The organism is Blautia intestinalis, from assembly GCF_014297355.1.
Lineage (GTDB): Bacteria > Bacillota > Clostridia > Lachnospirales > Lachnospiraceae > Blautia_A > Blautia_A intestinalis.
In genome coordinates, this window is record NZ_JACOQE010000009.1 from 72,121 (window position 1) to 95,694 (window position 23,574).

Sequence of the window (23,574 nt, forward strand, 5' to 3'; positions counted from 1 at the left end):
ATGCACCGCAGTACATCAGGCGCTCGCTCGTATAGGGGTTTCCGAAAAGTCGGAGACTTTTGGGGAAGAGGAGGAGCAGTGCAGCGAATGAGCTTTTGTGCTTGCACACAAGCGAACGATACGGAACTTGCTCCGACGAGGTCTTGGCGGTTTGGCTTTTCGGACGGTCATTCAGTTGTCGCATTAAGCATATTTGTTTAATTCGTAATTTATTTTACTAAACATATTTGCTATTGTCAAGTGGTTGCAAAGAAAATATTAAACATTTTTGTTTCGGTTTTTCTTGACTTCCACTAAACATTTCTGCTATACTTATTTCACTAAATATAAAAGGAGCGTATCATTATGGCTATCAGCGAAAGAATACATTTTTTCAGACTAATGCGTGGTATGACACAAAAGTATCTCGGTACAGCAATCGGTTTTCCAGAAAAGAGTGCTGATGTGCGTTTGGCACAGTACGAAACTGGTACACGCAAACCGAAAGCAGACCTTACAAATGCATTGGCACAGGTGCTTGATGTTTCTCCACAGGCTCTTGATGTTCCTGACATAGACAGCTATATCGGTCTTATGCACACTCTGTTTACCCTTGAAGATATTTACGGTCTTACTGTCAGTGAAGCAGACGGAGAGGTATGCTTAAAGGTCAACAAGGACAAAGGCAGAGAAGCATATGAACTCCTCAAAATGCTGTATGCTTGGAAAGAACAGGCAGACAAGCTATCTTCCGAAGAAATCAACAGAGAAGAATACGATAACTGGCGTTACCATTATCCAGAGTTCGACACCACACAGCGTTGGGCAAAAGTTCCATCACAGGAATTAAGTGACGCTCTCGTGGAAGCATTCAAAGACCACTTGAAAGATAAATAAGCACCTACAGGACCTGCCACTGGCAGCTCCCTACAGATGCTTTGGCAACGACAAAAAAGCCCTTAACTATGGTTATTAACCACAGCTAAGGGCTTAGTTTATAATATGGAATTTGTTCAGAGCCAAGCTCCGAACTTTAGTCTGCAAGCCACCTGTTAATTGTTCCGTTACCCATAAACCACTGGATAACAAGAATAATGGCACTTGCTATGACTGTTATCAATTTGTTATCAAAAGACTAATCGAAATCGCTGAAACCCGCATAAACACTGGCTTTTTTAAGCAACTCGATTTATTCAAACTCAATCGTTCCCGGTGGCTTACTGGTCAGATCGTAGAATACGCGGTTAACTCCTTTAACCTCATTGATCACACGATTCATAACCTTGTTCAGTACCTCATACGGAATCTCTGCGGACTCTGCAGTCATGAAGTCGATTGTCTTAACTGCGCGGAGTGCCACTGCATAATCGTATGTTCTGAAATCGCCCATAACGCCTACGCTTCGCATGTTAGTAAGCGCTGCGAAGTACTGGTTCGGCATCCAGGATGGATCCACTCCGTGCTCTTTCTTGTAGTCGGCGGCTGCTTTGTCGACTTCTTCACGGTAGATGTAATCTGCGTCCTGTACGATTCTTACTTTTTCTTCGGTAACTTCTCCGATGATACGGATACCAAGTCCCGGTCCCGGGAATGGCTGACGGAATACCAGTCTTTCCGGAATTCCGAGTTCCAGTCCGGCTTTACGAACCTCATCTTTGAAGAGGTCACGCAACGGCTCGATGATTTCTTTGAAATCTACGAAATCCGGAAGCCCGCCTACGTTGTGGTGGGATTTGATCACTGCGGATTCACCGCCAAGGCCACTCTCTACAACGTCCGGATAAATAGTTCCCTGTGCAAGGAAATCTACTGCACCGATCTTCTTTGCTTCTTCTTCAAAAATACGGATAAATTCTTCGCCGATGATCTTACGTTTTGCTTCCGGCTCTGTAACTCCGGCAAGTTTGTCATAATATCTCTGCTGTGCATTTACACGGATAAAGTTCAGATCAAACTGACCGTTTGGTCCGAATACACCTTCTACTTCATCACCTTCGTCTTTACGAAGAAGACCATGATCTACAAACACACATGTAAGCTGTTTACCGATTGCTCTGGAAAGAAGTCCTGCTGCAACGGAGGAATCAACTCCACCAGACAGTGCAAGAAGTACCTTGCCATCACCGACTTTTTCACGAATTTCTTTGATAGTATTCTCAACGAATGCGTCCATTTTCCAGTCACCTGCACATCCACATACGCCAAGTACAAAGTTGGACAGCATCGTCTTACCTTCTACTGTGTGAAGTACTTCCGGATGATACTGGATCGCATACAGCTTCTGATCTGCATTTTCAGCAACAGCTACCGGACAGTCTGCTGTATGTGCAGCAATCTCGAATCCCGGTGCCGGTTTGGAAATGTAGTCTGTATGGCTCATCCATACAATTGTCTTATCGGATACATTTTCGAAAATTTTGGAATCTGTCTTATCAACGAGAAGTTCTGTCTTACCATACTCGCTGACCTCTGCTTTTTCAACTTTGCCGCCAAGGACGTGCATCATAAGCTGTGCGCCGTAGCAGAGTCCAAGTACCGGAATACCAAGCTCAAATAATTCTTTCTGGTATGTCGGTGAATCTGCCTCATAACAGCTATTCGGACCGCCGGTAAGGATGATTCCCTTAGGATTCATCTCTTTGATCTTTGCAAGATCGGTCTTGTAAGAATAGATTTCGCAGTATACATTGCATTCTCTGACACGTCTTGCAACAAGCTGATTGTACTGACCGCCAAAATCAATGACAATAACTAATTCTTTTTTCAAGGCTTTCCTCCTGTTTTTTCCCTATAAAATCTCTTTAGAATCATTACCGCGCACTCTGTTCGCGGTAACTTAGAATCTTCTTCTCATTATAAATGAGTAACAGAACTTTTACAACGGCAAATTTCCTCCACCGGACAGATTTTTCGAAATACGTTATTTTTACTTTAGAAGTTCTTTAGAAATCTATCACGTTTTCTTCAATCTCTCATCACAAATTCATCACAGATTCCCAGTATAGTAATAAGCAAATAAAGCGAATGCTTTTTTACATAGATTTTTCTTTTTCATACTCGCCGGGCACGACAGCCCGGCCCTCCTTCTTTTTATATCACTTTTTATATGTTTTCCTTATGCGTTCAATATGTTCCTGCTTCTCCGCATCACTGAGTTGTGTACCCGGCAAAAGTTTCTGATATATCTCTTCTATCTGTTCATCCGTTAATACATCTGATTTATCCAGCTGATCTTTCATAAATTGCTTTAATTTATTATAGCCAATCACATACACATTCTGACTTTCCGTAGAAACTTTTTTCAAATTAGCATTTGCATTAAATGTAATAAGCGAAATATATTTCTCATCTCCAACCTTCAGCATCTTTTCCAGATTTTTTATATGACTTTTGTTCTGTTTTATCGGATTATAGAAGAAATATTTTTTTCCTTTCAAAGTTTCACACCAATTCTTACTCTTTTCATCTCCAAAAATCCATCCGGAATAGTTTTTGTTTTCTATAACATAAATTCCTTTGTTGCACAACATGATCATATCAATTTCCGTTTTATCACCGTTTCTGTTCGGTATGTAACAATTGAAAATCATCTTATCTTTTAATGGTGCATCATCAATAACCAATGAAGTTCGGTATTCACCTCTTGCCCCCTGATTTGAAATTGTCTTCCAAAAGCTTTTACTACTTTGTTTTCCGTAACTTGAATTTTTGTATTTCTTGTTTTCATGCAAATATTTTATTAAAACGGCCGTCCACACAATAATACAGACAATAATCAATAATGCTATCATTTCTTCATACATACTTTTTGCTCCTTTGTCCTGAACACTTTTACTTTCTCACCCGAAACCTCTCAAAACCAAATTAAAAGAGAATATACTCCTTCTTATCTTACAATACTTGTACTGTCCTCTCAACAAAAGAACAACAAGTTTTTCCCACACAACAAAGCACATATAATAAATTTTTAATTAAAAAAGCCACCGATTTTTTAATACAAAATCAGCAGCTTCTGTTATTTATGCATGTCGTACATTTCTTCCCAACATCATGCGTTTCTTTCCCGTCAGCCGATAAAACTCTATATGTTCACCTACAAACTTTTGAATAATCGAAACTGTTTTTCCGGTCAGAAATGCACAAAAGACTGTGCCGATTCCGATCCCATAAAATCTGTGGAGAATTACCAGTGACAAAATAACTGTTGTCGTCAGACAGCTCAAATCAAAAGATGTTTTGATCAGTTTATATTTCTTTTTCAGAATTTCAGACAGATCCCGTGGAAAAATATCTGTAGGGATGATCGGAAGCATGCAGTTGTTGGCAAGGCAGATACCAAAGCACATCAGGAAAAATCCCATGATAAAGTAAAACACATTTAATGGCAGTACGTTTGGCAGTGTCTGAACCCAGATGTTGTGAACGTCGATCATTTTTCCAAATCCGATTCCTATCACGAAAGAAAACAGGTATCCCGGACAGAAAGACCGTTTCAAAATCATCAGCGTGATCACAAGTAATGTCTGGAAAATATAATTCCATGTTCCAAAGGAAATTATCGGAAATACATTGTTAAAAATAAGCGGCACGGACGAAATCGTTGAAATCCCCAGCCCACTTTTAGACATCAGATCCACACCAAGTGAATTGATCAGCAAAACAAGTAGCAGCGCTGTTTCTCCTGCAAAATGAATTTTTTTCGTATTCATACCTTGCATCTCCTCCTTTTTCATAATAAAACAATTTGTTGTTTTCTTCTTTTTATACTGTATGGAACTGTGCTTATTATATATAGAAAAATTCATAAAAACAAATGATTATTTTGAATAAATCAATTCTATTTTTTAATTATAAATGATATAATACAAGAAAAAGATTTCAGAAAGAGAAAAATATGAATATTGAATATTTAAAGTACTTCGCCGAGCTTGCCAAAATTCAGCACTACGGAAAAGCTGCAAAAGCCCTGAACATTTCACAGCCGGGGCTCAGCCATGCAATCAAAACACTTGAAGAAGAATATGGTGTTCCTCTTTTTCAGAAAGAAGGACGAAATGTAAGTCTGAGTCATTATGGCAAAGAACTGATGACTGATGTAGAAGATATTCTGGATATTTATCTTCGAATGGAAGAGAGAGCCGCCGGAATGCGGGCGGAGGAAAAAACAGTTCGAATCGGTACGGTGTATCCTCTGGCGGCAGGCATGGTTCCACGCATGTTGAGAGAATCTGGTGCAACATTTCCTTTTGTCATTTACAACCACCTGACACCGGAAATTTCAGAAGGACTTCTGGATGGCAAATACGATATTGGTTTTTGTTCAGATCTTTTAAAATCCGAGGATCTGGAATACTATCCCATTCGTGATTCTTATATTGCAGTGGTCGTTCCAAAGGGCCATCCTCTTGAAAAAAGAAATGCGATTTCTTTAAAAGACGTTGCAGACTACCCACAGATCATGTTTTCCAAGACAAGTGGCTTCCGCAAATTACAGGAGCAGGTTTTTGCCGCAGAAGGAATCACCATCCAGCCGGTGTGTTCCGCCGAAGAAATAGAAGTTATTACAGGCCTTATCGGAAACGGATTCGGAATTTCCGTTTTGCCTTACATGGATATTGTACATCTCCACAATCTTGTGGCAATTCCGGTACAGACATCCATCTGGAAATCAAAATTTTATATCGCGAGAAGAAAATATGGAATCCGCTCCGAGCAGGAGGAATCGTTCTTTCAATACTGCAAAAGTATTGGGGAATAATAATTTGGGGACATCTCCTTACACCCCTGAAACCCTTGTAAAAACAAGAAAAACACCGTCCCCGCAGCTCCTACGTCTGCAAAAACAGTGTTCTTAGTGCGCCTTCAGGGGCTCGAACCCTGGACACCCTGATTAAGAGTCAGGTGCTCTACCAACTGAGCTAAAAGCGCATGTTTATGAAATTGTTCATTCAGGATTTCCCTGACGCAAAAACTATTATATGAAAGCCCCGGCAAAAAGTCAAGAAAAATTTTATAATTTTTTATGTTTTTTTATTTTTCTTTCTTTTTTTCCTTATCTTTCGGTTTTGGCGACGACATGCAATCCAGTATTTTGCATAATTCATCCGCACTTTTGCGGACTTTGCGGAAGCAGCCATCCAGGCACCTGTGTTCATAAAAGAACTGTGCCATAAGCGCATGCATGCGGCAGTTGCATCTTTTTTGTCCCATAGAAATCCATCCCGAAATGCAAATCTTCCTATATTATATGTTAAATTCAAAAAAAACGTGCAACAGGCAGGAGCTATATCTTCCCGTCCGCCACACGTTTCGCGCTTTCCTGTTATATATATACTTCAATGTCCCAATAACAAACCGCTCATTCATGAAAAACCGCGATCAGCTTACAGATTGGATTACCCACAGAAGAAAATTTCTCCTCGTATTCTGTCATGACATTTCCTTCCATCATATCTTCCTGATGATGCAGGTCAAAGGTATGCGCAACCAGTTTCCATCCTTCACTCTCATTTACTTCTTCCAGTGAAAACTCAAACAGACCCTTATTGTCTGTCTTGAACTCTACGGTCGCCCCGTCCGGAAGGATCTGACTGTAACGTGCAAGAAATTCCCGTGAAGTCAGTCTTCTCTTTGCATGGCGTGCCTTTGGCCATGGATCAGAGAAATTCAGATAAATACGCTGAATCTCACCTTTTTCAAAAATCTCCGGAAGCAGTCTCGCATCCACACACATAAATTTCAGATTATCAAGCTTCTCTCCCGCTTCTTCAATCTTTTCCCTCTTCTGGAGTGCGCGGAGCAGCACGCTGTCGTACATCTCGATTCCAATATAATTGATTTCCGGGTGCAGTTTTGCCATATCCATAAGGAAACGACCCTTGCCCATTCCTACTTCAATATGAATCGGCTGCTCCTGTGTAAACACCTGCGCCCATTTCCCCTTACATTCTGCCGGATTCTGTACTACATAAGGGCTTTCTGTGATGGCATCTTTGGCTCCTGGTATATTTCTTAATCTCATAAATTATTTCTCCGTCCTGTTGAATATGTTTATTATCATACACGTTTCCTTCATATCGGGCAAGCATAATTCCTGTTTTTATACAGCGATACCTGCAGGCTCTGTTCACAATATCAAAAATCACCTATTTAACAGTAAGTCTTTTACCCTTTATTGTGCAATTTTTTATAGTATTTTTTTAACAAAAGGTGTATTATATGATAAAGTTCCAAAAAAACATAGAAAAGGAGGGTGAATATGGAGCAGATACTTCAAAAGTTATCTGAAATCGAGATCACAGCGCAGCGCATCATGCAAGATGCCGACAGAACCAAAGCAGCCCTTTCAGCCGAAATGGAACAGCAGTGTAAGGACCTTGATTTGGAACTGGAACAGGAAACAAACCGCAAGATACAGGCACTTCGGGACAGTCTGGAATCTCGCAAGGATCAGGAACTGACCGCTCTGCGCCAGCAAACAGAGCAGCACCTTGCCGATCTGGATGTCTATTACAAGGAAAATCACCGGCAGCTTTCGGAAGACCTATTCCAACAACTTCTAAAACGATGAAAGGAGTGATCTGACATGGGAAAACTCCTTTCCTACAGCGGAATCTCCACAAAAATCCGCGCCATGCAGAGTAAACTGATCACCGAAGACCAGATTCAGGAAATGCTTCAGTTTACAAGCACATCACATGCCGCCGCATGGCTCAAGCGGACACCGGAGTATTCCAAAACATGGGCATCACTTGATGAAAATTCCCTGCACCGCGGTCAGATTGAAAAATTACTGAAAGCATCTATTTTCAATAATTTTTCAAAGATTTATCAGTTTGCAAGCTCCGAACAGCGAAAATTCCTCGATCTGTATTCCAGACGATATGAAATCCGTGTTCTCAAAGAGCTCATGACCAACCTTTTTGACCACCGCGATACAGACCCTGTCGACCTTTCTCCTTACCGGGAGTTCTTCCGTCGGCATTCCAACCTCGATCTGGATGCACTTACCGCATGCAAAACGATGGACGAATTCATCAATGCCCTTAAAGGAAACGAATTTTACAGTCCACTTTCTCAGATACAGAACCACGATACCGCACTCCTTTTTGATTACGGAATGGCTCTGGATCTATATTATTTTTCACTGATATGGAAAGTCCGCAGGAAACTTTTTTCAGGCAAAGATCTCGAACAGATCACAAAGGCCTACGGTGAAAAATTCGATATGCTGAATCTTCAATTTATTTTTCGTTCGAAGCGCTACTTCAGCATGGCGCCGGCAGATATTTATGCTCTGCTGATCCCGATGAACTATAAACTGAAAAAAGAAGAGATCCGTGCGATCGTTGAAGCTGCAACCTATGAAGAATCACAGCAGCTTTTCCGCAGGACTTATTACGGAAAAAAATACGAACATCTTTCCGCACACAATCTCGAAGAATTTTATAATTACATGCTCCGCAGTACCCTGGAAAAAGAGGCCCGACGCGATCCTTATTCCGTCGCGATGCTTTATTCCTACATGTATCACAAGGAGCATGAAGTAAACCGTCTGACCATCGCCATCGAATGTATCCGTTATGGTGTGGCACCGGACGAAGCAATGCAGTATATTCGTAACAATTAACCATCCCGGAGGATAAAATCATGATTGAGAAAATGAAATTTTTAAGCATCACCGGGCCAAAAGCGGATATTGACAGAATGACGGAAACCTACCTTTCCAGATATGAGATTCATCTGGAAAATGCCCTTGCAGAGCTCACCGAAGTCGCAAATCTGTCGCCGTTTCTGGAGATTAATCCTTACAAAGATCATCTGAATGTGATCGACAGTTTCTACGAACAACTGGAAGCACCTGAAAAGGCAGTCGTCAGTGATATGTCCTTAGAAACGGCTCTCAAGACTGTTCAGAATCTCCGGAACAAAGCGCAGGAGCTGGATGCCGAGAAATCCCGTCTCCAGTCAGAACACGCTGAAATGGTCGACTCTCTGAAAATTATCCGTCCATTCAGAAATCTGGATTTTGATGTGTCACAGATCCTGAACTTCAAATATATCCACTATCGTTTCGGACGTATCGAAAAGCAGTATCTCCAGAAATTCGAGAAATATATCTACGACAATCTGGATACTCTTTTTATCAAATGCGGAGAAGATGAATTATATATCTACGGTGTTTATTTTGTACCGGAGCATCAGGCTCACAAAGTACATGCCGTATATTCATCCATGCATTTTGAGCGAATTTTTATTCCTGATGAATATCATGGAACCGCCGCAGAAGCTTTCGAAAAACTGGACCACAGACATCGTGAGATCCACGCAGGTCTCGATGCCAACAAAGCAGCCTACCAGAAATTCCTCGAGGACAACTGCTCTGCGATCATTTCCGCAAAAGCCGCTCTTGAAGCCTGCTCCAGAAGCTTTGACATCCGTAAACTGGCCGCCTGCACACATGGTGACACCAACACCTTCTATATTTTGTGCGGCTGGATGACCGAAAAGGATGCACTTGCTTTCCAGAAGGATATTCAGAACGATGAAAAAATCTTCTGTCTCATGGAAGACCAGCAAGCTCCCGCCAGGAAAAAGCCACCTACAAAGCTTAAGAATCCAAAGCTTTTCAAACCTTTTGAAATGTATGTAAAAATGTATGGACTTCCTGCCTACAACGAAATGGATCCTACATGGTTTGTTGCCATCACATATTCCTTTATTTTCGGAGCTATGTTCGGTGACGTCGGCCAGGGACTGATCCTTTTCCTCGGCGGTCTGTTCCTTTACAAAACCAAACATATGGACCTTGCGGGAATCATCAGCTGTGCCGGTGTATTTTCCGTATTTTTCGGTTTCATGTACGGCAGCTTCTTCGGTTTCGAGGATGTCCTGAAAGCCATATGGCTGAAACCTATGAACCAGATGATGGACGTACCACTGGTCGGAAGACTGAATGCAGTTTTTGTTATCGCCATCGGTTTCGGAATGTTTATCATTCTGATCTGTATGATATTCAATATCATCAATTCCCTCCGAAACAAAGATGTCGAAAAGGCCTGGTTTGACAGCAACGCCGTAGCCGGACTTGTTTTCTATGGTTCGATCGTACTGACTGTCGGACTCTTTATTTCCGGCAAAAAACTTCCGGCAACTGCTGTTCTTGTCGTGATGTTTGGCGTACCGCTCCTGCTCATGTTCCTCAAGGAGCCTCTTACCAACCTCGTTGAAAAGAAATCAGAGATTTTCCCGGAGCAGAAAGGTATGTTCTTCGTACAAAGCTTCTTCGAATTATTTGAAGTATTGCTCAGCTACCTTTCCAATACACTTTCCTTCCTGCGTATCGGCGCATTTGCCGTAAGCCACGCAGCAATGATGGAAGTCGTACTTATGCTTGCCGGTGCTACCAACGGAGGCAGCCCCAACTGGATCGTTGTCGTACTCGGCAACATCTTCGTATGTGCAATGGAAGGTCTGATCGTTGGTATTCAGGTTCTCCGTCTGGAGTACTATGAGATCTTCAGCCGTTTCTATGCAGGCAACGGCCGTGAATTCCAGCCATTTATGAAAACATTACGTAAAAGCGCGCAGAAATAAAATATACGGGCAAAGCCCACCCAATAAACCTACATTTTTATCATCAGGAGGATATTATCATGAACATGATTATTCAGATTACAACTGCAATTGCAATGATTCTCAGCATCATCGTACCTTTCGGCTACTTTTTCCTCGGCGAAAAGAGTAAAAAACGTTACAAAAAATCTCTGATCGCCAACTGCTTTATGTTCTTCGGTGTGCTTCTTGTCGCAACCGTAGTCAGCTTCGCAGGTACTGCAAGCGTACAGGCTGCCGGCTCTTCTGCTGACGGACTTGCTACAGGTCTTGGTTATCTCGGTGCAGCTCTTGTTACAGGTATCTCCGGTCTTGGTTCCGGTATCGCCGTTGCAAGCTCCGCAAGTGCAGCTCTTGGCGCACTGAGCGAAGACGGATCCCTGTTTGGTAAATCCATTATCTTCGTAGCTATGGCAGAAGGTATCGCACTTTACGGTCTGATCATTTCCTTTATGATCCTTGGTAAGCTTTAAGGAGCGCTCCCTATGAAAATGTATTTGATCAGTGATAACATTGATACCTACACAGGCATGCGTCTGGCAGGTGTGGAGGGTGTTGTCATTCACGAACGCAGCGAACTGAAAGATGCCCTCGAACAGGCAATCTCCGATAAAGAGATCGGAATCATCCTTCTGACCGAAAAATTCGGCAGAGAATTTCCCGAAATCATCGATGAAGTCCGTCTGCATCACAAAACGCCCCTGATCATTGAAATTCCTGACAGACACGGAACCGGCCGTAAACCGGATTTTATCACTTCATATGTTAATGAAGCAATCGGACTGAAATTGTAGGCAGGAGGTAACACTATCATGACAATTGACGAAAAGCTGCAGCATTTTTATGAGGTTTCCCTTGAAGAAGCCCGTGAAGATGCAGCGCAGGCGATTCAGGAACATAAAAAGCTGCTTTCCGAAAAGCTTGAAGAGCACAGACAACTCAGCCGCCAGAATGCAGAAGCAGAAGTAAAAGCCGAAACAGAGCATGTCCGTCGTGAAGTCAACAAGGCTCTTTCCGCCGAACAGATCACTCTCAAAAGAGACTGGTCCAAAAAGCAGGAAGAACTGAAAGAAGCTCTTTTTGGCGAAGTGAGCACCAAAATCAGAGACTTTATGTCAACTCCCGAATATGAAACATATCTTTGCCGGAAAATCAAAGAAGCACAGGATTTTGCCGAAAATGATGAGATTCATATTTTCCTTTCCAGCACTGACAGGGAACGTCTGGATGCGCTTATTCAGAAGACCGGCGTTTCACTTCAGGTCTCCGGAGAAGATTTCATCGGCGGAATCCGTGCAGAGATCCCGCACAAAAATATCCTGATTGACAATTCATTTGCAGCCAATCTCGATGCCATGCGCAAAGAATTCAACTTTGACGGAGGAATGACCCATGAATAAAACAGGTATTATTTATGGCATCAACGGTCCTGTTATCTATCTGAAGGGTGACTCCGGATTCAAAATTTCCGAAATGGTCTATGTTGGCAAAGATCATCTTGTCGGCGAAGTCATCGGTCTGAAAAAAGGCATGACTACCATTCAGGTATTCGAAGAAACAACAGGGCTTCGTCCGGGCGAAACCGTTATCGGTACCGGCGATGCTATTTCCGTACTTCTCGGACCGGGTATCATCCACAATATTTTTGATGGTATCCAGCGTCCTCTGGAAGAGATTGCAAAAACTTCCGGAAAATATATTTCCCGTGGTGTCAGTGTAGATTCTCTTGATACAGAGAAAAAATGGCACACACATATTACTGTAAAAGAAGGAGATGTCGTAGGTCCGGGCACGGTCATTGCCGAAACACAGGAAACCGCTTCTATTCTCCACAAATCCATGGTACCGCCGAATATTGCCGAAGGTACCGTCATTAAAGCTGCTCCTGATGGAGATTACACCATTCTGGAGCCGATTGTAACTATTGAGCTTCGCGACGGAAGTACCAGAGATCTCGCGCTCGCACAGAAATGGCCGATCCGTATTCCGAGACCCACTCATGTACGTTATCCGGCAAGCGTTCCGCTTGTCACCGGCCAGCGTATCCTTGATACCCTGTTCCCGATTGCAAAGGGCGGTACAGCTGCCGTTCCTGGCGGTTTCGGTACAGGAAAAACCATGACACAACATCAGATTGCAAAATGGTCCGATGCAGATATCATCATTTACATCGGCTGCGGAGAACGTGGAAACGAAATGACTCAGGTTCTCGAAGATTTCAGCAAACTGATCGACCCGAAATCCGGTAACCTTATGATGGACCGTACCACGCTGATTGCCAACACATCCAACATGCCTGTTGCAGCACGTGAAGCATCCATTTACACCGGTGTCACACTTGCAGAATACTACCGTGACATGGGTTATGACGTAGCGATCATGGCAGACTCCACCTCCCGTTGGGCCGAAGCTCTCCGTGAGCTCTCCGGACGTCTGGAAGAAATGCCTGCCGAGGAAGGTTTCCCGGCTTACCTTGCATCGAAGCTTTCCGCATTTTATGAGCGTGCCGGCATGATGCAGAACCTCAATGGTACAGAGGGTTCCGTATCTATCATCGGTGCCGTTTCCCCACAGGGTGGTGACTTCTCCGAACCTGTTACGCAAAACACCAAACGTTTTGTCCGCTGCTTCTGGGGACTTGATAAATCTCTTGCCTATGCAAGACACTTCCCGGCTATCCACTGGCTGACCAGTTACAGTGAATACCTCGAAGATCTGACCCCATGGTACCGCGATCACGTATCACCGAAATTTGTAGCAGACCGAAATCAGATCATGGCGATCCTCAACCAGGAAAGTTCTCTGATGGAGATCGTAAAACTGATTGGAAGCGACGTTCTTCCGGATGATCAGAAACTGACGCTGGAGATTGCCCGTGTCATCCGACTCGGATTCCTTCAGCAGAATGCCTTCCATCAGGAAGACACCTGTGTCCCAATGGAAAAACAATTCAAGATGATGGAGATCATCCTGTATCTGTATGAGAAATCAAAAGCCCTCATCAACCGCGGCATGCCGGTTTCCGTACTGAAAGAAGACAATATCTTCGAACGTATCATTTCCATCAAATATGATGTTCCGAATGATCAGCTTGACCGATTTGATCAGTATCAGAAAGACATCGATGAATTTTATAACAAAGTATTAGAGAAAAACGGCTGACAGGGGGAACGAGATTTATGGCAATCGAATATTTAGGATTAAGTGAAATAAACGGCCCTCTCGTAGTTCTGGAAGGTATCAAAAATGCTTCCTACGAAGAAATCGTAGAATTCCGCATGGACGACGGAACCCAGAAGATCGGTCGTATCATTGAAATTTATGAAGACAAAGCAGTTATTCAGGTATTCGAGGGAACAGATAATATGTCCCTCGGCAATACCCACACACGTCTGACCGGCCATCCTATGGAGATCGGACTCTCTCCGGAAATCCTCGGACGAACCTTCAATGGTATCGGACAGCCGATTGACGGACTGGGCGATATCACACCGGAAGTAAGCCTCAACATCAATGGCCTTCCGCTGAATCCGGTCAAACGTGAATATCCGCGAAACTATATCAACACAGGTATTTCCGCAATCGACGGTCTGACCACCCTGATTCGTGGACAGAAGCTTCCTATCTTCTCAGGAAACGGTCTTCCGCACGACAAACTGGCTGCACAGATCGTACAGCAGGCTTCCCTCGGCGGTGATTCCGATGAAAACTTCGCAATCGTATTCGCTGCTATGGGTGTCAAATACGATGTCGCAGAATTTTTCCGCCGTACCTTCGAAGAAAGCGGTGCTTCCGACCACGTTGTCATGTTTTTGAATCTGGCAAACGACCCGGTCGTTGAACGACTTCTGACTCCCAAGATCGCACTTACGGCAGCTGAATATCTGGCATTTGAAAAAGGCATGCATATCCTTGTTATTTTGACCGACATCACCTCCTTCTGCGAGGCAATGCGTGAAGTTTCCTCCTCAAAAGGTGAGATTCCTTCCCGTAAAGGTTATCCGGGTTATCTCTACAGTGAACTTGCAACACTGTATGAACGTGCCGGAATCGTGCAGGGAGGTACCGGATCAGTTACACAGATTCCGATCCTGACCATGCCAAATGATGACATCACGCATCCGATTCCTGACCTTACCGGTTACATCACCGAAGGTCAGATCGTTCTTGACCGTCAGCTTCACGGACAGGCAATCTACCCGCCGATCAATGTTCTTCCTTCTCTGTCACGACTGATGAAGGATGGTATCGGTGAAGGATTTACACGCGAAGACCATCAGGATGTCGCCAACCAGCTCTTCTCCTGCTACGCAAAAGTAGGCGATGCAAGAGCACTTGCTTCCGTTATCGGCGAAGATGAACTTTCCCCGATTGACAAGCGTTATCTTGTTTTTGGTAAAGCTTTCGAGGCAGAGTTTGTCGGACAGTCCGAAACCGAAAACCGCAGCATCACAGAGACACTTGACAAAGGCTGGGAACTCCTCGGACTTCTTCCGAAGGATGAACTTGACCGAATTGATACAAAGATCCTGAACAAGTACTATAAAGAAACCGTACGTTAAGGGGAGGTGGCTTTATGGATCCAAATACCTTCCCCACCAAGGGAAATCTAATTCTTGCCAAGAATTCCCTCGCGCTCTCCCGTCAGGGATTTGAGCTGATGGATAAAAAAAGGAATATCCTGATCCGCGAAATGATGGAACTGATCGATCAGGCAAAGGATATCCAGTCTCAGATCGATGTGACTTTCCGTGCCGCCTATGCAGCCCTTCAGAAAGCCAACATGGAAATGGGTATTGCCTTTGTACAGCAGGTTTCCTACACCGTTCCTCTTGAGGATTCCATTCGGATCAAGACACGAAGCGTTATGGGTACGGAAATTCCACTCGTCGAATATGAAGAGCAGCTTACCAACACCCCGACTTATGCCTACTACAGCACAAAGGCTTCTCTGGATGAAGCAAAAGCCGCCTTCGAAAAGGTAAAAGAGCTTTCCATCCAGCTCGCAGGCATCGAAAACGCAGCGATCCGTCTCGCAGCCAACATCAAGAAGACCCAGAAACGTGCCAACGCATTAAAGAACATCACAATTCCGAAATACGAGGCACTGACAAAGGATATTCAGAATGCCCTTGAGGAAAAAGAGCGAGAAGAATTCACACGTCTGAAAGTTATTAAACGAATGAAACAGACTTCTTAAGCAACTTACAAAAGTCCATCTGCAATTACGCGGATGGACTTTTTAATTACTACTATTGTCTGATAATTAAAGTTTGAAAGTTTAAAATTTTTCTTTTGAAAGCAAAATTCAGTAATATTTTCACTATGAAAAAGTCAATAGATTTTTCTATCTTTTTTTCGAATTTGTTAATTTCATCATTATTAACCAAAACATTTGTTTTTTATTTATTTATGTAAATCACTTATTCCACATTGATTTTTTGTGGATAATGTGGATAACTTTGTGCATAACTCAAATACAACGATTTTTCAACCTTTTTAGGATGTGGATAACTTTTACACCATTTTTCGCGTTATCCACATTTTTCCCCATTATTCGACACGCTTTGTGCAATTTGCTATTTGTTCGTTTTTATTCGACTTTTTTTGCAAAACAAAAGAGCTACAGTTCCGTTAAATTGCAGAAACTATAGCTCTTTACTGTCTGACTGCTCAAACTATTTATCGAGAAGGTATCTTTGTGCCGAAGCCACTGCATTGGCCCCGTCTGCGACTGCAGTTACGACCTGACGAAGATTTTTGGTACGGATATCGCCTGCTGCAAAGATTCCCGGCTCACTGGTAATCCCGTCCTCTCCTGCCACAATATATCCTGCTTCATCCAGCTTCACCAGATCTTTGAATTTCTCTGTTCCCGGAACGATTCCGACTGCGATAAACACACCATCTGTTTCAATGAAACTTTCTTCCTGTGTTTTTTTGTTCCGGATCTTCAATGCCTCTACTTTATCCGTTCCCTCAATGGACAATGGAATACTGTCCCATATGAGCTCCACGTTTTTGCATGCAAAGAGACTCTCCTGAAGGATTTTCTCCGCACGAAGTTCATCTCTTCTGTGTACCAGATAAACCTTTTTACAGGTACGTGAAAGAAGGATCGCATCCTCCACCGCCACGTTTCCGCCACCGACTACGACAACCGTCCTGTCCTGAAAAAATGCTGCATCACAGGTCGCACAATAGGAAACCCCCATGCCACTCAGTTCTTCTTCACCCGGGATTCCGAGGTGGCGGTGTGTTGCCCCGCAGGCAATGATCACTGCTCTGGCACGGTATTCATTTTTTTTCGTGCGGATAACTTTGATTCCATGCTCTGTCTCGATAGAACGAACCGGCTCCCTCTGCGGTTTCATTCCCAGTTTTTCTGCATGTCCTGCCATTGCTTCCCCGAGATCCAGACCGGTGATTCCCGGCAGTCCCGGATAATTATCTACCTCATATGTGTCCACAATCTGACCGCCCTGCACAAATTTCTTATCCAGCCAGATTGTATTCAGTTTTGCTCTTGTCGCATAAATAGCTGCGCAGATTCCTGCAGGACCTGCTCCCAGAATCGCCAGATCATATATATTTTCCATGATATTCTGCCTCACTTTCTCTGTTGCTACCATTTAAGTTTAGCATACAATCCCTTTTTTTCCAATAAAATAGTAAAAAGCATCTCTCACTGAGGTTTTTATGCATATATCTTTTCGCAAAAATCCTTCCCGCATTCTGATCATCTGTGCTCTGTGTGTGGTTTTTCTCATCGGATCAGTTCTTGGTCATCTCAATGCCGGCGGAAGCTCTGCAGACCGCTCCTTTCAAACTTACACGGACCGTCTGTTTCGTGAAGAAGTCTCCGGAAATATGCTGAATCTCCACTATTCCATTGCCTATCCGGAAAAACAGCAGATCACACGGCCCGCTCCAACGCTTGGCACAGTTTCCGCTCCGGATGACAACAGTATTTCCCGATACCGGGAAATTATGAAAAAACTCCAGACGTTTGATCCGGCAGGACTTTCTGAGACAAATAAGATCACTCTCGATATGCTCCTTCTGTATTATAAAACCCAGCAGCGTTCCACTGACTTTTATCTTCTGGAAGAATACTTAAGTCCCAGCCTCGGCATGCAGGCGCAGCTTCCTGTTCTTCTCGCAGAATATGCGTTTTATCAGGAACAGGACATTGCAGATTATCTCAATCTCCTCACATCTGTTCCCGCTTATTTTGACAGTGTTCTGGATTTTGAGCGGCAAAAAGCTGACGCCGGTTACTTTATGAGTGATGCAACGCTAAAACGTATTGTCAGTCAGTGTCAGGCTTTTATAAAAGAACCGGATTCCAACTACATGCTGGAGGTTTTTGCCGCCAAGTTAAAAGCGTTTGGTACCATTTCCGAATCAGAACAAAAGACTTTAAATTCCAGGCATAAAGAAATTCTTTTAAACACAGTAATTCCGGCTTACCAGAAGCTGATACAGGGACTTCTCGCCCTGCGAGGTTCCGGTCGTCCCAGCCAGGGACTTGCACATATGCAGAAAGGAAAAGAGTATTATCTGTATCTGCTCCGCAGTCAGGTGGGCTCCTGGACGGCCGTCAAAGATATGCAGAACCGACTCACCGAACAAATCAGTACGGATATGAAACTGGTTCAGCAGATGCTGAAAGAACAGCCATCTCTCCTTCGAAAGATGAAAAGCTCTCTGGATCTTCCGGAATGCAAACCTGCACAGATGCTTGGAGCTCTGCGTGACCGGATAGCCGATGATTTTCCCGAGCTGCCGGAGACAGAATTTGAAACACGCTACGTACACAAATCCATGGAAAATTATTTGAGTCCGGCCTTCTATCTGACACCGCCGCTTGACACCGGATCACCAAATGTCATTTACCTAAACCCTGCTGATCAGACTTCAAATCTGGAGCTTTTTGCCACACTTTCGCATGAAGGATTTCCCGGACACCTTTATCAGACTATTTACTTCCAGAAGACTGCTCCTGCTGACATCCGTACTTTGATCACCTCTTCCGGTTACATAGAAGGATGGGCTACCTATATTGAATCTTACGGTTATCAGTATGCTGCCCGTGATCTCGATGATCCTGCTGCCACTGATTATACAAGGCTGGTTGCGCTGAACCGCCGGATCAATCTTTGCATTTATTCACTTCTTGATATCGGCATACATTATTATGGATGGAACGAAACACAGGCAGCCCGTCTCCTTCAGTTTTTCGGAATCACAGATACCCACGTTGTATCTGAAATTTTTCAGTACATCGTGGAAACTCCTGCTAATTACCAGAAATATTGCTGGGGATGTCTTAATTTTCTTGATCTGAAAAAAGAATGGGAAGATACTCTGGATGATGATTTTGACCTGAAAACTTTTCACCGGAATCTGCTTGAGATCGGGCCGGTTCAGTTTCCGGTACTCCGGAAATATATGCATGAACGGCTGCAAAAAGCAACAAAAGGAGGTGCCGGGGCCAATGTCATTGGTCTCAGCGCACCTCCCGTTTTATCATGTTTCCTGTAATATTTTTAATTCTTTTCTTTGTTACCGTAACTGTCAAAAAAGTTCTGCAGTTTCAGCAATGCTCTGGTAAGATCCTTTGTCTCCTTCGGATTAAGATCATCAAGAACTGCCATCACCATTTTTTCATGAAAAATCTTGTGATGAAGAAATGCCTTCTCGCCTTTCTCCGACAGAGAAACCAACACGACACGCCGATCCTCTTCACTTCTCGTTCGCTCTACATATCCCTTCTTGACCAGATGGTTGATCGCGATCGTCAAAGTCCCTGTCGTAACAGAGACCGCTTTTGCAACGGTAGACATGTTTTTGGGCTCCTGAATACCGATTGCTTCCATAATATGCATATCATTTACGGATATATCTTTGTATTCTGATGTGATCAGCGCACGTTCTTCAATATCCAGAATATCTTTAAACATTTTTACCAGAATACTGTTTACTGTTTCATACGAATTCATATTGCTCTCCTCCGCTTTCTGCCCCTCTCCTGCTTATATTTTTTATTATACCCGATGTTTGTTTGAATCACAAAACATTTTTCAGTTTATTTTTTTAACTTAATTCTTTCTTTAGCGGAATCTATTTGCTATAATAATGAATTGAACACAACATGGACCTTTTGTATCTAAAATCATATGCAAACGGTCTTCGCAAATACACAAAGGAATTTATTATGAAAAAAAACAAAAACATCCCACTTAATCTGAAAGAGCAGATCAACTCGCGTATTGGTCTGATCTGTTCCATCGTTGTAATGATTCTTCTGGTCTTTGTTTTCCATCAACTTGATTATCAGATCATCCAGAAGCCGGCAGATCAGGCTTCCAAAGAAGCCGAGCAGAAGAAACTGGAAGCGGAAAAAGCCGCCAGAGCACCGGAGATTTCCACAGCTACTGTAATCGCTGTCGGTGACAATCTGTACCATGACAGTCTGATCCAGTCAGGTGAATCTGATTCCGGCACATGGAACTATGATGCAATCTATGAAAATGTCAAAGACGAGATTCAGGCAGCAGACATTGCCATGGTCGATCAGGAAACTGTTCTCACCACAGAGCATGATGCAGTCAGCGGTTATCCGTCCTTCGCAACACCTACGGAAGTCGGTGACGCACTGATCAATGCCGGCTTTGATATCATCGAATCTGCAACTAACCACATTGATGATTATGGCTATGATTACATGGCACAGACACTGAATTTCTGGAAGACCAGTTACCCGGATGTTCCGGTTCTTGGTATCCATGATTCCGAAGAAGATGCCAATACAGTCAAAACTCTCGAAGTAAACGGCATTAAAGTTGCGTTTCTGGATTATACATATGGAACGAACAATTCCGGTGCCGGAGACGGCAGAGATTACATGATCGATATTTTCGAGAAAGACAAAGTTGCATCCATGATTGAAAAGGCAAAAGCAGACAGTGATGTGCTGATCTTTGTTGCTCACTGGGGCAAAGAAATGGAAACCATGCCTACCGAATATGAAAAGGAATGGGCAACTTTCCTGATGCAGCAGGGTGTAGATGTCGTAATCGGCGGCCACCCGCATATACTCCAGCCATATGGACGTATGTCAGACAAAGAGGGGCACAGTATGCTGATCTTCTATTCTCTCGGAAACTTTGTTTCTACACAGGAGTCCTTCGATGCACTTTTAGAGGGAATGGGCTGCTTTACGATCCAGAAGACCGTACAGGACGGCAAGACCTCTATAGAGATCAAAGATGCAGAAGTTAAGCCTATGGTCATGCATTACAATAAAGAAGCCGGTGTATTCAGTCCGTATATGTTGTCTGATTACACAGAAGACCTTGCCTCACAGCATGAGCTTCGTACAGTGCTCGGAGATGATTCCTTTACTCTTGCAAATTTGCAGGCACGCTTTAAAGAGATCATGTCCCTGAATGTAAAGCCATCCACCAACACCGATCTTCTTGATGTCAGCTTCAACTCAGACGGTGATATGGTCAATTCCAATGGTGAATATGTAGATGATATCTGGTCTGTCAGCGCATCAGATGCACAGAGTGAAGGCTCAGATGGCAGTTCGGATGACAGTTCGGATAGCTCAGATGATTCGGACTACAGTGATGAGTCGGACTATTATGATGACAGCTCTGATTATTACGATGACAGCTCCGATTATTACGATGACTCAGCCGACTACAGTGACTACTCGGATGAGGAATAAATGAGCAGAATAGGATCCGCTACAGTTATGTATTTTAAAAATCCCCTCCGGTGTCCGGTTTATAGACAAATCAGGAATTCAGAAGTACTATAAAAGAATAAAATTCTACTAAAAACGCCCCGAAGAATGATGAACTCGCTTCGCTCAGACAGCATCATTTTTCGGGGCAACGTAGTATTTTCTTCTTTAAGTACTTCTACAAATTCCTTCAAGCGTCTTAAACCGGACACCGGAGGGGATTTTTCTATACATAAGTTGCAGACAATCCCAAGCCTCTCATTGGGGACGGGCAGGGAATTGTAATTTTAAATTTTAACAAAGAATTTAACACCTTTCCGATTTGTCCGTGACCGGATATATGGACGGAGTTTTAATATAACTGTAATTGATACTGTGAATGTTATTTCCGCAGCAGCAATTTCTTTGCGTTTTCTTCGGTTACTGCAATCACTTCTTCCGCGCTGCATCCTTTAATCTGTGCAATTGCCTCTGCCACATACGGCAGATTCAGCGAACTGTTGCGTTTTCCACGGTTTGGTTCCGGACTCAGGTATGGACTGTCTGTCTCAAGTACAAGCTGTTCAAGCGGTGCATATGCAACCACTTCTTTCAGTTTCTTCGCATTTTTAAATGTAACAACACCGCCGATTCCCAGATACAGTCCCATATCCAGATATTCTCCTGCTATTTCTTTTCCATAAGAAAAACAATGGATAATGCCGCCGTACATACCGCCTTTCATGCAATCCTTCACCAGATTCAACGTATCTTTTGCCGCCTCTCTGCTGTGGATCATAAATGGAAGCTTTTCTTCGCGCGCAATCTCCATCTGTGCCAGAAACATCTTCTTCTGGATTTCATGCTCGTGTTCTTCTTTGTGCCAGTAATAGTCCAGGCCAATTTCTCCGATAGCCACTGATTTTGGCAAACGGGATAACCGGCGGATTTCTTCCAGAGTTTCCTCTGTCATTTTTTCCGCATCGTCCGGATGAATACCGAATGCACCATAAACAAACGGATATTTTTCCATCAGTTCTTCTGTATCTTTCAGACTCTCGACCGACGCACATGCATTCACAATATGCCCGATTCCATGTTTCTGCATCGATGCAAGCAAATTCTCTCTGTCCTGTGCAAAAGCCTCATCATCATAATGTGCATGTGTCTCAAAAATCATAGGTGTTTCCATCAGTCTTTCTTCTCCTCAATCACAAATTCGTCTCCCTCACGGATGATTCCTCCATGAAGTACTTTTGTAAAAACACCCTCCCGCGGCATAATACAATCACCCATTTTCTGAAATATCGCACATCCATGATGGCATTCTTTCCCAATCTGTGTCATTTCCAGCACAACATCGTTGCATCGAAATCTTGTTCCGACTGGAAGTGCTGAAAAATCGAATCCCTGCACAACAAGGTTTTCTCCAAATGCTCCGTCCTCTACCTCTGCGCCCCGTGCACGGAATGCTTCAATCTTATCATATGATAAAAGACTGACCTGACGGTGCCATTTACCGGCATGTGCATCATCTTTGATGCCCCAGTCCTCTATAAATTCTGCTGCCTGCACCGGGTGTTTCTGTGTTCCCTTTTTTTCACTGATGCAGACTGCAATTACTTTCCCCATAACTCAATTCTCCCTTATTTAAAAATACCCGGACAATTCCTACTGTAAAATGTGCAGCATACCTGACATGGCATATTCTTCTTCACATATCTGGATTCTGCCGAGGGCTGTTCATATTTCTACTTGCGTGCACAATCACGTGCTTCACCGCTCAGGATTTCAAGCCCGTGTGCCAGTGCATCGATAATATATTCCAGACTTTCCCGTACTGCTTTCGGACTGCCCGGAAGATTTATGATCAATGTCTTCCCTCGGATTCCAGCTGTCGCACGGCTCAGCATCGCACGTTTTGTGATCGTCATGCTGTATGCGCGGATTGCCTCCGGTATTCCCGGAACCTTTCGCTCGATTACTTCTTCCGTTGCCTCTGGTATGACATCGCGCTCTGAAAATCCGGTTCCGCCTGTCGTCAGGATCAGCTCCGCTTTTTCTGAATCTGCTATTTCCTGCATTTTTCCTGCAAGCATTACCTGATCGTCCGGAAGGATATCCATAGAAATCACTTCATATCCTTCTCTTTCCAGAATTTCTTTGATTGCAGGTCCGCTTAAATCCTCCCGCTCACCTCTGTACCCGGAATCACTTGCTGTTATAATTGCTGCGCGTTTCAT

General features: G+C 43.5%; 23 protein-coding genes and 1 tRNA gene. 13 read left to right on the top strand and 11 right to left on the bottom strand.

Translation table 11 applies throughout. The annotated features are described in order from the left end of the window. The first annotated feature begins 345 nt into the window (after positions 1-345). Complete coding sequence (locus tag H8Z79_RS13005; protein ID WP_009247529.1) at positions 346-876, top strand: helix-turn-helix domain-containing protein; 531 nt, start codon at positions 346-348, stop codon at positions 874-876. Between the two features lie 292 nt (positions 877-1,168). Here H8Z79_RS13005 and guaA read toward each other — a convergent pair whose 3' ends face one another. From guaA to H8Z79_RS13020, 3 genes are all read right to left on the bottom strand, one after another. Beyond that, positions 1,169-2,746 (bottom strand): glutamine-hydrolyzing GMP synthase, encoded by a 1,578-nt coding sequence (gene guaA / locus H8Z79_RS13010; RefSeq protein ID WP_119246862.1) that lies wholly within the window; start codon positions 2,744-2,746, stop codon positions 1,169-1,171. 328 nt (positions 2,747-3,074) lie between these two features. Next, entirely contained in the window at positions 3,075-3,782 is a 708-nt protein-coding gene (locus tag H8Z79_RS13015) for a nuclease-related domain-containing protein (RefSeq protein ID WP_118041525.1), read from the bottom strand. 216 nt (positions 3,783-3,998) lie between these two features. Further along, positions 3,999-4,688: a DUF6198 family protein gene (locus H8Z79_RS13020; protein ID WP_015540710.1), complete on the bottom strand. Its 690-nt coding sequence runs from the start codon at positions 4,686-4,688 to the stop codon at positions 3,999-4,001. A gap of 185 nt (positions 4,689-4,873) precedes the next feature. On the opposite strand from H8Z79_RS13020, the gene H8Z79_RS13025 reads away from it, so the two are divergent. Further along, positions 4,874-5,737: a LysR family transcriptional regulator gene (locus tag H8Z79_RS13025; RefSeq protein WP_015540709.1), complete on the top strand. Its 864-nt coding sequence runs from the start codon at positions 4,874-4,876 to the stop codon at positions 5,735-5,737. Positions 5,738-5,834: 97 nt separating this feature from the next. On the opposite strand, the gene H8Z79_RS13030 is transcribed toward H8Z79_RS13025, so the two are convergent. The 3 genes from H8Z79_RS13030 to trmB form a co-directional block, all read right to left on the bottom strand. Next, positions 5,835-5,907, bottom strand: a tRNA-Lys gene (locus H8Z79_RS13030). A 102-nt stretch (positions 5,908-6,009) separates the two neighbouring features. Further along, positions 6,010-6,189, bottom strand: coding sequence for a hypothetical protein (locus H8Z79_RS13035; RefSeq protein WP_015540708.1), 180 nt, complete (start codon positions 6,187-6,189; stop codon positions 6,010-6,012). Between the two features lie 148 nt (positions 6,190-6,337). After that, positions 6,338-7,000 carry a tRNA (guanosine(46)-N7)-methyltransferase TrmB gene (gene trmB, locus H8Z79_RS13040; protein WP_118040249.1) on the bottom strand — a complete coding sequence of 221 codons (663 nt, stop codon included), beginning with the start codon at positions 6,998-7,000 and terminating at the stop codon, positions 6,338-6,340. A 237-nt stretch (positions 7,001-7,237) separates the two neighbouring features. Between trmB and H8Z79_RS13045 the strand changes: the two genes are divergently transcribed. From H8Z79_RS13045 to H8Z79_RS13085, 9 genes are read left to right on the top strand one after another with little or no spacing between them, the layout of a single operon-like run. Next, a complete protein-coding gene (locus H8Z79_RS13045; protein WP_015540706.1) occupies positions 7,238-7,549 on the top strand; it encodes a hypothetical protein in 312 nt (103 codons plus the stop codon). 15 nt (positions 7,550-7,564) lie between these two features. Continuing rightward, complete coding sequence (locus H8Z79_RS13050) at positions 7,565-8,608, top strand: V0D/AC39 family V-type ATPase subunit (RefSeq protein WP_015540705.1); 1,044 nt, start codon at positions 7,565-7,567, stop codon at positions 8,606-8,608. A gap of 20 nt (positions 8,609-8,628) precedes the next feature. Then, positions 8,629-10,575, top strand: a complete 1,947-nt coding sequence (locus tag H8Z79_RS13055) for a V-type ATP synthase subunit I (protein ID WP_015540704.1) — start codon at positions 8,629-8,631, stop codon at positions 10,573-10,575. Positions 10,576-10,634: 59 nt separating this feature from the next. Next, positions 10,635-11,066 carry an ATP synthase subunit C gene (locus tag H8Z79_RS13060; protein ID WP_015540703.1) on the top strand — a complete coding sequence of 144 codons (432 nt, stop codon included), beginning with the start codon at positions 10,635-10,637 and terminating at the stop codon, positions 11,064-11,066. Positions 11,067-11,078: 12 nt separating this feature from the next. After that, positions 11,079-11,387 carry a V-type ATP synthase subunit F gene (locus H8Z79_RS13065; RefSeq protein ID WP_015540702.1) on the top strand — a complete coding sequence of 103 codons (309 nt, stop codon included), beginning with the start codon at positions 11,079-11,081 and terminating at the stop codon, positions 11,385-11,387. A gap of 18 nt (positions 11,388-11,405) precedes the next feature. Next, positions 11,406-11,993: a V-type ATP synthase subunit E gene (locus H8Z79_RS13070; protein WP_015540701.1), complete on the top strand. Its 588-nt coding sequence runs from the start codon at positions 11,406-11,408 to the stop codon at positions 11,991-11,993. After that, positions 11,986-13,755 carry a V-type ATP synthase subunit A gene (locus H8Z79_RS13075; protein ID WP_015540700.1) on the top strand — a complete coding sequence of 590 codons (1,770 nt, stop codon included), beginning with the start codon at positions 11,986-11,988 and terminating at the stop codon, positions 13,753-13,755. The genes H8Z79_RS13070 and H8Z79_RS13075 overlap by 8 nt, the downstream gene beginning before the upstream one ends. Before the next feature lie 17 nt (positions 13,756-13,772). Continuing rightward, positions 13,773-15,155 carry a V-type ATP synthase subunit B gene (locus H8Z79_RS13080; protein WP_015540699.1) on the top strand — a complete coding sequence of 461 codons (1,383 nt, stop codon included), beginning with the start codon at positions 13,773-13,775 and terminating at the stop codon, positions 15,153-15,155. 14 nt (positions 15,156-15,169) lie between these two features. After that, on the top strand, positions 15,170-15,793 hold the full coding sequence (locus H8Z79_RS13085) for a V-type ATP synthase subunit D (RefSeq protein WP_015540698.1): 624 nt from the start codon (positions 15,170-15,172) through the stop codon (positions 15,791-15,793). Positions 15,794-16,271: 478 nt separating this feature from the next. Here H8Z79_RS13085 and trxB read toward each other — a convergent pair whose 3' ends face one another. Next, the gene (trxB, locus tag H8Z79_RS13090; protein ID WP_118049094.1) at positions 16,272-17,192 is read right to left on the bottom strand and encodes a thioredoxin-disulfide reductase; all 921 of its coding nucleotides are present in this window, start codon (positions 17,190-17,192) and stop codon (positions 16,272-16,274) included. A 100-nt stretch (positions 17,193-17,292) separates the two neighbouring features. Here trxB and H8Z79_RS13095 point away from each other — a divergent pair, with 100 nt between their 5' ends. Then, positions 17,293-19,140: a DUF885 domain-containing protein gene (locus H8Z79_RS13095; protein WP_118049051.1), complete on the top strand. Its 1,848-nt coding sequence runs from the start codon at positions 17,293-17,295 to the stop codon at positions 19,138-19,140. A 5-nt stretch (positions 19,141-19,145) separates the two neighbouring features. Here H8Z79_RS13095 and H8Z79_RS13100 read toward each other — a convergent pair whose 3' ends face one another. Further along, positions 19,146-19,598 carry a MarR family winged helix-turn-helix transcriptional regulator gene (locus H8Z79_RS13100; RefSeq protein ID WP_118049052.1) on the bottom strand — a complete coding sequence of 151 codons (453 nt, stop codon included), beginning with the start codon at positions 19,596-19,598 and terminating at the stop codon, positions 19,146-19,148. 215 nt (positions 19,599-19,813) lie between these two features. On the opposite strand from H8Z79_RS13100, the gene H8Z79_RS13105 reads away from it, so the two are divergent. After that, complete coding sequence (locus H8Z79_RS13105; RefSeq protein ID WP_182001897.1) at positions 19,814-21,334, top strand: CapA family protein; 1,521 nt, start codon at positions 19,814-19,816, stop codon at positions 21,332-21,334. A 400-nt stretch (positions 21,335-21,734) separates the two neighbouring features. Here H8Z79_RS13105 and H8Z79_RS13110 read toward each other — a convergent pair whose 3' ends face one another. The 3 genes from H8Z79_RS13110 to H8Z79_RS13120 form a co-directional block, all read right to left on the bottom strand. Further along, positions 21,735-22,523 (bottom strand): TatD family hydrolase, encoded by a 789-nt coding sequence (locus H8Z79_RS13110; RefSeq protein WP_118040235.1) that lies wholly within the window; start codon positions 22,521-22,523, stop codon positions 21,735-21,737. After that, the gene (locus tag H8Z79_RS13115) at positions 22,523-22,963 is read right to left on the bottom strand and encodes an MOSC domain-containing protein (protein WP_118040233.1); all 441 of its coding nucleotides are present in this window, start codon (positions 22,961-22,963) and stop codon (positions 22,523-22,525) included. Before H8Z79_RS13115 ends, H8Z79_RS13110 begins: the two co-directional genes overlap by 1 nt. Positions 22,964-23,082: 119 nt before the next feature. Next, on the bottom strand, positions 23,083-23,574 hold the full coding sequence (locus tag H8Z79_RS13120) for a MogA/MoaB family molybdenum cofactor biosynthesis protein (protein ID WP_118040231.1): 492 nt from the start codon (positions 23,572-23,574) through the stop codon (positions 23,083-23,085).